The sequence below is a fragment of the Bartonella bilalgolemi genome (assembly GCF_023500045.1).
Taxonomy (GTDB): Bacteria; Pseudomonadota; Alphaproteobacteria; order Rhizobiales; family Rhizobiaceae; genus Bartonella; species Bartonella bilalgolemii.
The window spans coordinates 16,806-30,261 of the sequence record NZ_JAMCOF010000007.1 but is presented as its reverse complement, the minus strand read 5'-3'; the positions used below and the strand labels follow the sequence as shown (position 1 = coordinate 30,261).

Here is a 13,456-nt window from a genome sequence, read left to right as displayed (position 1 = left end):
ATTCTATTTTTATATCTACAAACTAAGCAAAAAGCCAAGAATTATCACTTATAATTATGGTTTTTTTATGTCTGTGTCATTTTTGCTACAGATATTTTGAAGTAAGTGTGTAACATATATGCCCATGAACATTAGCTATGGAGCAAATTTATGAATATGAAATGTTTAATGACGGCGTCTGTTATTGCTTTAATGACAGCTTCTGCAGCACAAGCAGCGGATATTACAGTTCCTCAAGAAATAGGAGAAACAATTGTTGTTGCTCCAGCTTTTTCTTGGACGGGTTTTTATTTTGGTGGACAGATTGGTGGTTTTTCTAGTAAGACTTCTTTCAGTGGCCGTGATGGTGATGATCTTAATAAGTGGAATCCGCTTGATAAAGCTTTGTGGTCTAAGCCTTCAGGTTTTATGGGTGGTTTTTATGCAGGTTCGAATGTTGATTTAGGAAACGGCCTGATTCTAGGTGTTGATACGGATATTGTTTTGTCTGGACAGAAAGACACAAAAGAGCACACAGTGGCAGTTGAATTAAGAAATCCAAGCACAGAAAAAAAGGAAGAAGAGGAGCCAGCGCCAGAGGAAAAAGACGCTGAAATTACGAAATATAATCATACTTTAAAAGAGAAGTGGGCTGGTGCTACACGGGTTCGTATTGGTTTTGCTGCTGATCGTATTATGCCTTATGTTGCTGGGGGTGTTGCTTATACACAGCTTCAAGATACCCTTGACGTGTCAGTTAGTCAGGGGAAAATGCCTGTACAAAGAGTTGATGAAACAGAGCCTTCTAGTCAGACAAGTACGGTTGATGAATCAAAAACAATGATTGGCTATACTCTTGCTGCTGGTGTTGATTTTGCTATGACTGACAATGTAATGCTTCGTGCAGAGTATCGTTACTCAGATTTCGGTAAAAAGAAATTGCATAATGACAAATTTGAAGTTAGTTATAAAGCCAATGATTTCCGCGTTGGGGTAGCTTACAAATTCTAATTTATTGTAAAATTTAAGTCATAAAGAGGTCCTATCAGAGATAGGGCCTTTTTTTCTGCGAGAGTATCATTTAAGTTACAGATATTCGAAATAAAGTATTTTATAAAGCTCAGTTTGGATAATTAGAAGTAGGAGAGTATTGTATGAATATTAAGATATTTAAGGGAGCTTTTATTTGGGCTTTTATTCCAGTTTCTATAGTACAAGCAGCTGACATTATGAGACCGCATCAGTCACAGAGTTATCAACCAGTACCGGTGATTGCATCTTCTAGCAATTTTTCTTGGACGGGTTTTTATATTGGTGGTCAGCTTGGTGGTTTTTCAGGTGAAGCTACCTTAAAAAGTAGAGATGATGAGAATGAAGAGTTTTCTAAACTGCTATCACCTGAGCTTTCAGGTTTTATAGGGGGTGTTTATGCAGGTTCGAATGTTGGTTTGAGCAAAGACATTATTCTAGGCATTGATACTGATATGGCGTGGTCTGGAAAAAAATATACAAAAGTGATTAATACACCAGATGAGCTTGAAAGGACAAATTACCAGTTTATTGATTCTAATATAACAAGTCAATTTAACTATATCTTAAAAGAAAAATGGGCTGGTGCTACGCGAATGCGTGTTGGTTTTATAGTCGATCGTGTGATGCCTTATGTTTCTGGTGGTGTTTCTTATGTGCAGCTTCAAAATGTTTTTGAAGTAAAGAAAGCAGAAATTACAGGAAAAATACAAAAAGATACAAATGAAGTGAAATTAGATGAAACAAAGATTCTAGTTGGTTATAGTATTGGTGGTGGTATTGATGTTGCAATGACTGATAATATTATTATGCGTGCTGAGTATCGTTATTCAGATTTTGGTAAAAAGAAATTTGCGAAGGAAGATGGTGAGCTTAGTTATAAAACCAATGACTTTCGTGTCGGTGTAGCTTATAAATTCTAGTTTATTGGTGATTGGATCATAAAAGATCTCTGCTTTGCTTTGAAGCGGAGATCTTTTTGTTGTGTTATTTTTACTACAGATTTTCCAAATTAGATATTATATAGAATACACTCTGGAATTTATATGGAGGTAGATCTATGAGTATTAAATATTTTTTATTATTAACTATTACTTCAGCTTGTGTTTCCGTAGTGCAAGCATCAGAACGTATGTCATTTCAAGAACCAATATCATCATCAGCTTCTTCTCGATTTTCTTGGACGGGTTTTTATGTTGGTGGTCAGATTAGTAATTTTTCAAGTACGGTCGCTGCAAAAGCTTTGGATCTTGAAATACCTCTACTAGATGATAGGAGCAAAACTAATAAATGGCATAAAGTTGATCCGGTTTTTTTGCCTAAACCCTTAGGGATAAGGGGTGGTATTTATACAGGTCTAAATATTGATATTGGTAATGGTCTTATTGTAGGTGTTGATACGGATATAACGTGGTCCGGAAAAGAGGATAGCCGAAATATTATCATAGATAATGGTAATATGCCAATGTATAAGCACAGGGAGTTAAATGGAAGCGGGAGGGTGATATTCAATCCTTTAGGAAGTTTCAGAAATAAGAGTGCGATGTATAATCATATTGCTAAAATAGATAATACAGAAGGGGATGTCAGCATTTTTAATCACACTTTAAAAGAAAAATGGACTGGTGCTACGCGGGTACGTATAGGTTTTGCTGCTGATCATATTATGCCTTATATTGCTGCTGGTGTTTCTTATGTGGAGCTTAAAGATACTTTATCGGTATCGTTAGTTACTCAAGAGAGTGAAATAACTGAAAAAAAGAAAATGGTCGGTTATACCGTTGGTGGTGGTATTGATATTGCAATGATTGGTAATGTTGTTATGCGTGCCGAGTATCGTTATTCAGATTTTGGTAAAAAGGAATTTGCAAAAGGAGAAGTTGAGCTTAGTTATAAAACCAATGACTTTCGTGTCGGTGTAGCTTATAAATTCTAATTTATTGAGAAATTTAAACTTTCATTATAACAAGGCTCTACTTATGTAGGGTCTTTTTTTTAAGAGTTATTTTTTTTGTTTTCTTTTTTAATGGTTTCATGATAAAGCCACGTAATTTGTGGTATTATGTATTCTTGATCACTGCTGAGTACGAATTATTAGTCTAGCTTCTTTCATAGATTAGATAACTATATTTTCAGGGTTCAGGGAAATGGTAAAAATAAAATATTAAAAGTGAACAGGAATATTTCACAATGTCTGTGAAAAATGAAGTAATAGATTATTCAAAAACTCTTTATTTACCAAAAACTGATTTTCCTATGCGTGCGGGTTTGCCGCAAAAAGAGCTTGAATTAATAACCCGATGGGAAGAGATAGATCTTTATACTCAATTGCGACAACAAGCGAAAGATCGTCCACCTTACATTCTTCATGATGGTCCACCTTATGCAAATGGCAATATTCATATTGGGCATGCTTTAAACAAAGTTTTAAAGGATGTTATTGTTCGTTCATTTCAAATGCGAGGTTTTAATGCGAATTATGTTCCTGGTTGGGATTGTCATGGACTTCCAATTGAGTGGAAAATTGAGGAAAAGTATCGTGCTCAAGGGAAAAACAAGGATGATGTTCCCCTTAGTGAATTTCGTCAGGAATGTCGTGATTTTGCGCAGTCTTGGATAATAGTTCAAAGTGAAGAATTTAAGAGACTTGGCATTGTGGGGGATTTTAAAAATCCTTATACGACGATGGCTTTTCATTCGGAAGCACGCATTGCTAGCGAATTGATAAAATTTGCTATGTCTGATCAACTTTATTGTGGTTCAAAACCTGTGATGTGGTCTGTTGTTGAGCGTACAGCTTTGGCTGAAGCAGAAATTGAGTATCATGATCATGAATCTGATGTTATCTGGGTTAAATTTCCTATTTTGGAAACGTGTTCTTGTGATTTATATGATACCTATGTTGTGATTTGGACAACAACGCCATGGACAATTCCTGGTAATCGTGCGGTTAGTTACTCTTCACAAATTTCTTATGGCGTTTATCTTGTGGAAAGCGCAGAAAATGATTTTGGTCCTCAGGTTGGGGAAAAACTTCTTTTTGCTGATGCGTTAGTTGAGAATTGTGCAGAAAAAGCAAAACTTATTTTAAAGCGTTTGCGTTCTGTGTGCGCTGATGAACTTAAAACTCTTATTCTTTCTCATCCGCTTAAAGGTTTAGCTGGGGGATACAACCATAAGATTGCGATGCTTGATGGCGTCCATGTGACAGAGGATGTTGGTACAGGTTTTGTCCATACAGCACCTAGCCATGGGCGTGAGGATTTTGAAATTTGGAATGCTTATAGGTCTGTATTGGAGCAAGCTGGTATTGACACTACTATACCTTTTCCTGTTGATGATGCAGGTTTTTATACGAAAGATGTCCCCGGTTTTGGGCCAGATCGTGAAGAAGGAGCTCTTCGTGTTATTGATGATAATGGAAAAATGGGTAATGCTAATAAAGAAGTTATTAATGCTTTAATGAAAGCAGGGCTATTATTTGCGCGTGGTCGTTTAAAACATTCTTATCCTCATAGTTGGCGTTCAAAAAAACCAATTATTTTCCGGAACACGCCTCAATGGTTTATTGCAATGGATAAAGATCTTGGTGATGGTTCAACCTTACGTAGCCGAGCTCTGGAAGCTGTTATGATGACACGTTTTGTTCCATCTTCCGCTCAAAATCGTTTAGTTTCTATGATCGCAGATCGTCCAGATTGGGTACTTTCTCGTCAGCGTGCTTGGGGTGTTCCAATTTGTATTTTTGTTAATGAGGAGGGGATTATTCTTAAAGATGAGCAAGTGAATAAACGTATTTTAAAAGCTTTTGAAGCAGAAGGGGCAGATGCGTGGTTTACAGAAGGAGCTCGTGAACGTTTTCTAGGTGAACGTGTTCATGAAACTTGGACACAGGTCTATGATATTTTAGATGTTTGGTTTGATTCTGGAGCGAGTCATAGTTTTGTATTAGAAGACCGTGCTGATTTGAAATGGCCTGCTGATGTTTATTTTGAAGGATCTGACCAGCATCGTGGATGGTTTCAGTCTTCTCTTTTAGAAAGTTGTGGAACACGAGCTTGTTCACCCTATAAAGCTGTTGTTACACATGGTTTTACTTTGGATGAGAATGGCAAAAAAATGTCTAAGTCTTTAGGCAATACGATTATGCCACAAGATATTATTAAAACATTTGGTGCTGATATTTTTCGTCTTTGGGTGATGACAACTGACTATTGGGAAGATCAGCGTTTGGGTAAAAAGATTCTTCAAACAAATGTGGATTCATATCGCAAATTGCGGAATGCAATTCGTTGGATGCTTGGCATTTTAGTTTATGATGAAGGAGAAGAAATACCCTATTGTACACTACCAGATCTTGAAAAATTGATATTGCATCGGCTTTATGAACTTGATCAGTTGATTAATCGGTCCTATGATGAGTTTGATTTTAAGAAAATTATGCGTGCATTATTAGATTTTTCAATCGTTGAGTTATCGGCGTTTTATTTTGATATTCGTAAAGATACTCTTTATTGTGATCCGTCCTCATCAGGAAAACGTAAAGCCTCTTTGCAAGTCATTCGTGAAATTTTTGATCGAATGGTAACGTGGCTTGCTCCAATGTTACCTTTTACAATGGAAGAAGCTTGGTTAGAACGTTATCCAGAAAGTTGTTCGGTGCATTTGCAGCAGTTTCGTCCTGTGTTGGCAGAATGGAAAAATGAACTTTTAGCAGAGCGTTGGAAAAAAGTCCGACAGGTTCGTAGAGTTGTAACGGGTGCTTTAGAGATTGAGCGAGCAGATAGACGTATTGGGTCATCTTTAGAAGCAGCACCTATTGTTTTTATTTCTAATCCGGTTTTATTAGAATCTTTGAACAATTTAGATATGGCAGAGATTTGTATTACCAGTGCTCTAACAATCGTTCAAGATAAACCTCCTTCAGATGCTTTTGCTTTGAGCGATGTTGAAGGTGTTGGTGTATATTCGAATAAGGCTGTGGGTATTAAATGTGCTCGATCATGGCGTTATACACAAGATGTTGGGAGTGATCCAAATTATCCTGATGTCTCTGCCCGTGATGCAGCTGCTTTACGAGAATTACAAGCACTTGGCAAAGTTTAAGAGGTTCAACCTATTTTAGTAGAAGATGTTTTGAGCAGAGCAGTGTGAAAGGGCGATATTCGATAGTTTTAACATCACTTAAATTCTATCATTGATGGAGAGGAAATTTATGTCAGAAATAAAATGTGTTGTTTTATCTATGAATAGGCAATTTGTACGTTATTGGCAGTCTCCAAAGAGACATAATAATGTCAGTGAATTGTGCGCTTAGGAAAGTGGGTGAGCAATGAATAAATATGCAATGAAAATATTTTTAGCGAGTACGCTGAGTGTATGTTATATATTGACGGGGTGTAATTTGTCTGCTCCTACTTACGGTACAGATAAAACAGTTTCATTACAATTTTTTGATGATATAACTAATCTTGCTTCACTAAAATCAACAAATAAGAATAGTCAGCTTGTTATGAAACAGCGCCCACAACTTGTATTTCCAGAACCTAATACGCATGTAGTTTTACCTCTACCTCAGGTGGATAGTACGGAGATTAATTCTCATAATGAGATAAAGATGTCCGAGCAGTCTCAGAAAAATTTGCGAAATGGAGTAGGGGCTAATAGAATGAGTTCTAACGGTAAGGTTTCTTTTGCTTCAGATAAAAAAGTAGTGACAAGAGATCATGCAAATTTTGATGATCCAAAGGGTGTTGTACAGCTTAATGAAAAACAACAACGTGAGGAGTATTTGCGTCAGAAAAAGGAAGCTATCGGTGGCAATGCAAATTATCGTCGCTACCTTAGTGAGCCACCTTTAATTTATCGTCAACCAGCAGTAACTGCACCTGCAGAACAAAAAGAAGAATAAATAAAAATATGTGAGAAGAGACAGCAGTTGGCAAGTAGGAAGCAATAAGAATTTTAAAAAAAGGGTTTTGTTTTTTAAAGATTAGGATATTTAGGTTGAAGTAAAGTTTATTTTTAACGTCGTTTTTGTATAAAAAAGTCTTTGAGTAATTGAGAGGCTTCTTTTTCTTTAAAACCAGAATAAACATTAGGTTTATGATGACAGGTTGGTTGTTGGTAGAAACGCGATCCGTGTTCAATAGCGCCACCCTTTGAATCCTTGGTTGCATAATACAAGTTTCTTATGCGTGCAAATGAAATGGCCGCGGCACACATAGCGCATGGTTCGAGTGTTACATAAAGATCGCATTCAGGAATTCTTTCACTTTTGAAGATTTGACAAGCTATACGAATGACACGCATTTCCGCGTGTCCTGTAGGATCATGTGGTTTTTTTGTGTAATTGCCAGCACGTGCAATGATTGTTTGACCATGTGTGATAACTGCTCCTACGGGAATTTCATCTTGTTTTTTTGCTGATTGTGCTTCTAAAAGGGCTATTTCCATAGGAGTAAGTCTCATATTATTCTTCCATTGAAGTATAAGTAACTAAAAAGTTATATTACAGAGGTCTATGAAGTGAGCAAGCTGTTTTATTATGAACATTGTGTAATGAAAGGGTTTTATTACGTCTTAAAAGTGTTTAGAGCTGCATTAAAAGTAAATGGGGACTTAGGATATAAAATGATAGAATATGATGAACGATTGCACTCCCCCTCTTTTCAGAATAAACGATATAGTGTGCATGAGAAATTTACTATACAATTTAAAAAAATCGAAATGAAGAGAAAATGAGTGAAAACAGTGAAAGTGAAAGAATTGCTAAAAGATTAGCGCGTGCCGGATTAGCATCACGGCGTGATGCAGAGATGATGATAGCTGCAGGTCGTATTGTTGTTAATGGTGTAGTTGTAACTACACCTGCTTTTAATGTTACTCGCTCTGATGTTATTACAGTTGATGGTAAGCCTTTACCCCCTATAGAACGAACACGGTTATGGCTTTATTACAAACCAACAGGATTTGTTACGACTAATCGCGATCCTCAAGGGAGACCAACAGTATTTGATAATTTGCCAAAAGGTATGCCTCGTGTGCTTTCTGTGGGGAGGCTTGATATTAATACAGAAGGACTTTTGCTTTTAACCAATGATGGTGGTTTAGCACGTGTATTGGAGCTTCCTTTAACGGGATGGGTGCGCAAATATCGGGTTCGTGCTCATGGAAAAGTTAAACAAAGCGCACTTCAAGATTTAAAGAATGGTATTGCAGTTAATGGGATTTTTTATGGTTCAATTGAAGCTTCGATTGAACGTGATCAGGGATCAAATGTATGGCTTTCTGTAGCTTTACGTGAAGGAAAAAATCGTGAAATTAAGAATGTTTTGGGAGCTTTAGGATTATCGGTGAATCGTTTAATTCGCGTGTCGTATGGTCCATTTCAATTATCTGATTTGAAAGAAGGTGCAGTTCGTGAGTTAAAAGGCCGAATGTTGCGTGATCAATTAGGAGAACGTTTGATTTTGCAAGCTAATGCGGATTTTGATGCGCCTATTCTTAAACCTTTTTCAAATTCTGCTGTTGTTGAAAAACAAAACAGTACAAAAACTCCTGTGATTAAGGATAGTTGGATTATCTCTAGCAAAGAAAGTCTGTTATATGGAAAAAAAAGAAAATTTTCTGGGCATAGTCAGGTACAATTAAGTAAAAAAATTGATGAAAAATTAAGAGGGAAAGATCAAAACAAGGGTGGGAAGGAAGAGCGTGCTTTTTTACGTTCACGTTGTTCTAATGTTTGGATGGCTCCTGGTGCTTGTCCGCAGATTATACGTAAGAAATCCTCTTCTAATACAGATAATCATCATGATCGTAAGAGCAATTGGATTGATAAGAAATCTACCGATAGAGGAAAGGAAAAACGATTAGAAAGACGAGTAGAAAAAGATAAGTGTATTGATTTTTCTAAAAAACGCAGCAAAACAACTTCCGTTGAATCACGTATTCTTAGCAAAAAAGATCAATTATTTAAAAGGGAGGGAAAGGTTATTAAAGATGATCATGATGAATATTTTTTTAATAATGAACGGAAATCTAGGTTTTTTGATAAGACTATGAAGAAGTTTAAGAGATATAGTCACGGTGCAAGAATATCTAAGCGATCCGGAGGATAATGTGCGAGTTATCAGCGGTAAGTTTTCAGGGCATGTTTTGGCAAAACCTCTTGGTCGATTCATTCGCCCAACAAGTGATCGTACGCGTGAAAGCATTTTTAATATTCTTACGAGTCGGGAAGAAAATTTTTGGACAGATAAGCGTGTTCTTGATCTTTTCGCAGGCACTGGTGCTTTAGGGATTGAAGCGCTTTCACGAGGAGCAAAGGCAGCTGTTTTTGTTGAAAATTCAATAGAAGGGCGTAGTTTAATTCAAAAAAACATTGAAACTTTAGGGCTGCAAGGTGTTGGGCGAATTTTACGCCGTGATGCAACCAAACTTGGAAATATTGGGACAATACTTGCATTTGATGTTATTTTTGCAGATCCTCCTTATGGTTGTTCTTTAGGTGAGAAGGCTTTTATTCAAGCTCTTAAAGGAGGATGGGCAAAAACTGAAACATTTTTTATTCTTGAAGAAACAAAAGAAGCGATTATTAATTTGCCTGATCCATTTCATTTGGATGATGAGCGTTTTTATAGTGATACAGTAATACGGATCTATAAACTTCAGCAGTAATTTACATTTGAGAAATTTTTTCTCTATAAAGTGAAACAGGATTATTTTACATAGTTTACCATATTTCCTTATGAAGAAGTTGTTTCGTTATTGCAGAATTTTTTCTAGTTTAGTTAAAGATTTTGAGAGAAAGAAAATAGCTATTTTTTGCAATTGAGTAAAAGAATTTTGTTTCAAAGTTTCGTTTTAGCTAATGGATTAAAGTAAGCATGATTGAAGAATTGGTATTCGAATTATCGTACAGATTAATTTCGCATTATCTAAGATTAGTGGATGAATTAAAAGGAAGATAAAGATTGCATATTTTTTATTGTTGTTTCTAAGAGACTTCTATAAACATAAAAGAAAGTAGTCATAGGGGACAGCGTTTTTTATACTTACTTGGGGATTAAAGCATGATGTAGGAGGAATAGAGTGAAAATTGGTTTGGCATTCGGTGGTGGAGGGGCTCGTGGTTTAGGTCATCTTCCAGTTATTGGGGCATTCGAGGATTTGGGTTTGAAACCAAATGTTATTGCAGGATCTTCTATTGGTTCTATTGTCGGTGCTGGTGTAGCTTCTGGAATGACAGAGACTGATTGGAAAGAGTATTGTCTATCAACTTTTTCTAATTCAAATGATATTTTGAGGCGTTTATGGTCTTTAATGCCGACGTCATGGAGAGAGTTTTGCGAATGCAGTTTGCATCTTTTTCAATTTAATTTGGAGTTAATTTTAGAAAATTTTTTACCATTGAACTTTCCGCGAGATTTTTGTGCATTAGAAATACCTTTTTGTGCTGTAGCTTCAAATTTAAAAACAGCAGAGATGGTTGTTATTCAAGAAGGAGATTTGCGTTCTGCTTTGGCAGCTTCTTCTGCTCTGCCTGGTTTATTTAAGCCTGTTTTACGCAATCATGATTTTTTGATTGATGGGGCGGTTTGTAATCCAGTACCTTTTGATTGTTTTACTGAACCAGTTGATTTGTCAATCGGTGTTGATGTTACAGGACTTCCAATTATTGAATGTAAAAATGGACACCTTTCAATTTCTGAAAGTCTTGTTGCTACAGGTATTATAGGACAACAAGCGCTTGTGACAGCACGTTTGCAGTCTGCAAAGTTAGATCTTTTATTATGCCCTCCTGTTAACGAGATTCAAATTTTAAATTTTTTTGAAGTCAAAGAAATTTTACAACGTGTAGAGCCTTTTCGTGAAAAAGCTAAGAGACAAATTTCAGAATTAGTTGAAAGAAAAATGATACATTAGTAGCGCATAACTTTTAACTATGAATAGAAAAAAATTATATTTTTCATTTAAAATTTCTTAATTAAGATGAATAATTATTATTTAAAGGATATTTATGAAGATAAACAAAAAACAGCTTGATAAAGCTAGTTCGTTGGTTGAAGCAGCAAAGCGTTTTGGAGCTGATGCTGCTGATGCTGTTGTTATCCACTCAAATTCTGTTTGTGTAGCAGTTCGTCTTGGCAAAGTAGAATCCACTGAAGCTTCAGAAAGTGATGATTTTACATTGAGGGTTTTTGTTGGTAAAAAGGTGGCAAGTGTTTCTGCTAATTTTGTTGTTGATCCGCAGGAATTAGCAGAACGTGCTATTGCAATGGCTAAAGCTTCACCTGATAGTTTATTTGAAGGTTTGGCGGATAAAGAATGTTTAGTTACTCATCCTAAGGATCTTGATCTTTTTGATCATTTTACTCCACAAAGTCATTTTTTAACAGAAGATGCTTTGCAAATGGAGGCAGCAGCTCTTGATGTGAAGGGCGTAAGCAATTCTGGTGGTGCAGCAACAGCTTATGGCAAGAATGGGTTTGTGCTTGTAAACAGTGATGGTTTTTACGGATCTTATCATTCCAGCTATTTTTCCCGTTCTTGTAGCGCACTTGCTGGTGAGGGAACAGAAATGGAGCGAGATTATGATTATACGACGGCTTTACATTTCTCTGATTTAGTATCAGCAGATACGATAGGTAAAAATGCTGGACTAGGCGCAGTTCGACGTTTAGGAGCAGTTCGTGCAGAAACTGGGGTTGTGACTGTTGTTTTTGATCCACGTGTGGCTCGTGGAATCGCTGGTCATATTGCGTCTATGGTTAATGGAGCGTCGATTGCTCGCAAAACAAGTCTTTTACAGAATTTAAAGGGGAAAAGGATCATGAAGGCCGGTATTAATGTGATGGATCAGCCTTTAAGATTACGCGGAAATGCTTCTCGTCCTTTTGACGGTGAAGGGGTGGAAGGACATACACTGAATATTATTGAAAATGGTGTTCTAAAAAACTGGCTTCTTTCATCATCTTCGGCTCGTGAATTAGGACTTAAAACAAATGGTCGTGGTGTACGTTCTGCATCGCTTGTTCAGCCAGCAAGTACTAATTTTTCTATTGAACCAGGTTTAGTATCACCTCATGATATGGTAAAAAGTGTGCAGAATGGTTTTTATGTTACAGAATTATTTGGGCATGGTGTTGATTTTGTTACGGGGCAATATAGCCGTGGAGCTTCTGGTTTTTGGATTGAAAATGGCGACATCACTTATCCAGTGAGTGAAGTAACACTAGGCTCTAATCTACTCCATATGTTGGCGCATTTAATACCTGCGAATGATATTGATCGACGTTATAGTACATCGGCACCGACATTATTAATTGAAGGAATGATACTTGCAGGAAAATAATGCACATTATTATGATTATGCAGATTTAAATCTTTTGCTCGATGTTTGTTGGGAGGCAGGAGATTTAGCAATGAAGTATTTTGGATGTGAATTGGATGTTCGGTTTAAAGATGGTAATTCACCAGTTAGTGAAGCCGATGTTGCTATAGATGTTTTTTTAAAAGAAAAACTTCTTGGTGCACGTCCAAATTATGGTTGGATTTCAGAAGAAACAGAAGATAATAGGGGAGAAGCTATTTATAAACGCTATTTTGTGGTTGATCCCATTGATGGGACTCGAGGTTTTCTTTCCGGAAGTATTGAGTGGTGTATTTCGGTTGCTATTATTGAGAATAGTCGTCCTGTTGTAGGTGTTTTACAATGTCCTGCTAAAGATGAAATATATGCAGCTATAACAGGGGAAGGAGCAACATTGAATGGTGTAAGACTGCCTCTTTTAAGATCTAACATCAATCGAAAATATAGGGTTTCGATTGATCAATTAATTGCTCAAAAATTACCATATGATTTTAGTAATCGAATCAGTTTTTTTCGTTATATTCCTTCTCTTGCTTACCGTATTGTTCTTGTTGCTCAAGGTGAAATTGATATTGTATTGGTTCAGCCGAATTGTCATGATTGGGATATTGCTGCTGCTGATCTTATTTTACAGGAGTGTGGTGGATGTTTTATGCCGCTTGAGGCGCCGTTTATTTCTTATGGGATTGGAGCTTATCAAGATGGTTTTTTAGTTGCTGGTGAAAGTAATTGCTGTCAAAATATGATAAATGTTGTTCGTCAAGCAAAGTTAGTTTAATCAAATAAAAACATATTAAATTATTTAAATGATACGGAGGGCAAATATGGCTGAAGTCAACGAAAAGAGACAATTATTGCATCTTGTATTTGGTGGAGAATTAAAAAATCTGAATGATAATCAATTTAAAGACCTCAGTAACTTGGATGTGGTTGGTATTTTTCCAGACTATCAGTCAGCACAGGAAGTATGGCGGGCAAAAGCACAAAGCAGTGTAGATAATGCATTACAACGTTATTATGTTGTGCCTTTACATCAGTTTCTTGATCACGCAACAAGCGATATATCATAAAGTT

The 13,456-nt window shown here is 36.4% G+C and carries 12 protein-coding genes; 11 read left to right on the top strand and 1 reads right to left on the bottom strand.

Features of this window, described 5'->3' with window-relative positions:
• The first annotated feature begins 150 nt into the window (after positions 1-150).
• The 5 genes from M4Z11_RS04870 (at position 151) to M4Z11_RS04850 (ending at position 6,919) form a co-directional block, all read left to right on the top strand.
• Positions 151-990 (top strand): outer membrane protein, encoded by an 840-nt coding sequence (locus M4Z11_RS04870; protein ID WP_249677092.1) that lies wholly within the window; start codon positions 151-153, stop codon positions 988-990.
• A 143-nt stretch (positions 991-1,133) separates the two neighbouring features.
• Entirely contained in the window at positions 1,134-1,931 is a 798-nt protein-coding gene (locus tag M4Z11_RS04865; RefSeq protein ID WP_249677089.1) for an outer membrane protein, read from the top strand.
• Between the two features lie 137 nt (positions 1,932-2,068).
• Entirely contained in the window at positions 2,069-2,944 is an 876-nt protein-coding gene (locus M4Z11_RS04860) for an outer membrane protein (protein ID WP_249677088.1), read from the top strand.
• 254 nt (positions 2,945-3,198) lie between these two features.
• Positions 3,199-6,114, top strand: a complete 2,916-nt coding sequence (ileS, locus tag M4Z11_RS04855; RefSeq protein WP_249677086.1) for an isoleucine--tRNA ligase — start codon at positions 3,199-3,201, stop codon at positions 6,112-6,114.
• 226 nt (positions 6,115-6,340) lie between these two features.
• Entirely contained in the window at positions 6,341-6,919 is a 579-nt protein-coding gene (locus M4Z11_RS04850) for a hypothetical protein (RefSeq protein ID WP_249677085.1), read from the top strand.
• 113 nt (positions 6,920-7,032) lie between these two features.
• On the opposite strand, the gene M4Z11_RS04845 is transcribed toward M4Z11_RS04850, so the two are convergent.
• Positions 7,033-7,479: a nucleoside deaminase gene (locus M4Z11_RS04845; protein WP_249677081.1), complete on the bottom strand. Its 447-nt coding sequence runs from the start codon at positions 7,477-7,479 to the stop codon at positions 7,033-7,035.
• A gap of 269 nt (positions 7,480-7,748) precedes the next feature.
• On the opposite strand from M4Z11_RS04845, the gene M4Z11_RS04840 reads away from it, so the two are divergent.
• The 6 genes from M4Z11_RS04840 (at position 7,749) to M4Z11_RS04815 (ending at position 13,452) form a co-directional block, all read left to right on the top strand.
• Complete coding sequence (locus M4Z11_RS04840; protein WP_249677078.1) at positions 7,749-9,128, top strand: pseudouridine synthase; 1,380 nt, start codon at positions 7,749-7,751, stop codon at positions 9,126-9,128.
• A 1-nt stretch (position 9,129) separates the two neighbouring features.
• Positions 9,130-9,687: an RsmD family RNA methyltransferase gene (locus M4Z11_RS04835; RefSeq protein WP_249677182.1), complete on the top strand. Its 558-nt coding sequence runs from the start codon at positions 9,130-9,132 to the stop codon at positions 9,685-9,687.
• A 414-nt stretch (positions 9,688-10,101) separates the two neighbouring features.
• The gene (locus tag M4Z11_RS04830; RefSeq protein ID WP_249677076.1) at positions 10,102-10,935 is read left to right on the top strand and encodes a patatin-like phospholipase family protein; all 834 of its coding nucleotides are present in this window, start codon (positions 10,102-10,104) and stop codon (positions 10,933-10,935) included.
• A gap of 94 nt (positions 10,936-11,029) precedes the next feature.
• A complete protein-coding gene (locus tag M4Z11_RS04825) occupies positions 11,030-12,364 on the top strand; it encodes a TldD/PmbA family protein (protein ID WP_249677073.1) in 1,335 nt (444 codons plus the stop codon).
• On the top strand, positions 12,351-13,160 hold the full coding sequence (locus tag M4Z11_RS04820) for a 3'(2'),5'-bisphosphate nucleotidase CysQ (protein WP_249677070.1): 810 nt from the start codon (positions 12,351-12,353) through the stop codon (positions 13,158-13,160). Before M4Z11_RS04825 ends, M4Z11_RS04820 begins: the two co-directional genes overlap by 14 nt.
• A gap of 46 nt (positions 13,161-13,206) precedes the next feature.
• Positions 13,207-13,452: a DUF4170 domain-containing protein gene (locus M4Z11_RS04815; RefSeq protein ID WP_249677067.1), complete on the top strand. Its 246-nt coding sequence runs from the start codon at positions 13,207-13,209 to the stop codon at positions 13,450-13,452.
• The last annotated feature ends 4 nt before the right edge of the window (positions 13,453-13,456 follow it).

Bases quoted from the DNA above. Each gene is read 5' to 3' on its own strand.
- M4Z11_RS04870 (WP_249677092.1), top strand. From the start codon at position 151: ATGAATATGAAATGTTTAATGACGGCGTCTGTTATTGCTTTAATGACA.
- M4Z11_RS04865 (WP_249677089.1), top strand. From the start codon at position 1,134: ATGAATATTAAGATATTTAAGGGAGCTTTTATTTGGGCTTTTATTCCA.
- M4Z11_RS04860 (WP_249677088.1), top strand. From the start codon at position 2,069: ATGAGTATTAAATATTTTTTATTATTAACTATTACTTCAGCTTGTGTT.
- ileS (WP_249677086.1), top strand. From the start codon at position 3,199: ATGTCTGTGAAAAATGAAGTAATAGATTATTCAAAAACTCTTTATTTA.
- M4Z11_RS04850 (WP_249677085.1), top strand. From the start codon at position 6,341: ATGAATAAATATGCAATGAAAATATTTTTAGCGAGTACGCTGAGTGTA.
- M4Z11_RS04845 (WP_249677081.1), bottom strand. From the start codon at position 7,479: ATGAGACTTACTCCTATGGAAATAGCCCTTTTAGAAGCACAATCAGCA.
- M4Z11_RS04840 (WP_249677078.1), top strand. From the start codon at position 7,749: ATGAGTGAAAACAGTGAAAGTGAAAGAATTGCTAAAAGATTAGCGCGT.
- M4Z11_RS04825 (WP_249677073.1), top strand. From the start codon at position 11,030: ATGAAGATAAACAAAAAACAGCTTGATAAAGCTAGTTCGTTGGTTGAA.
- M4Z11_RS04815 (WP_249677067.1), top strand. From the start codon at position 13,207: ATGGCTGAAGTCAACGAAAAGAGACAATTATTGCATCTTGTATTTGGT.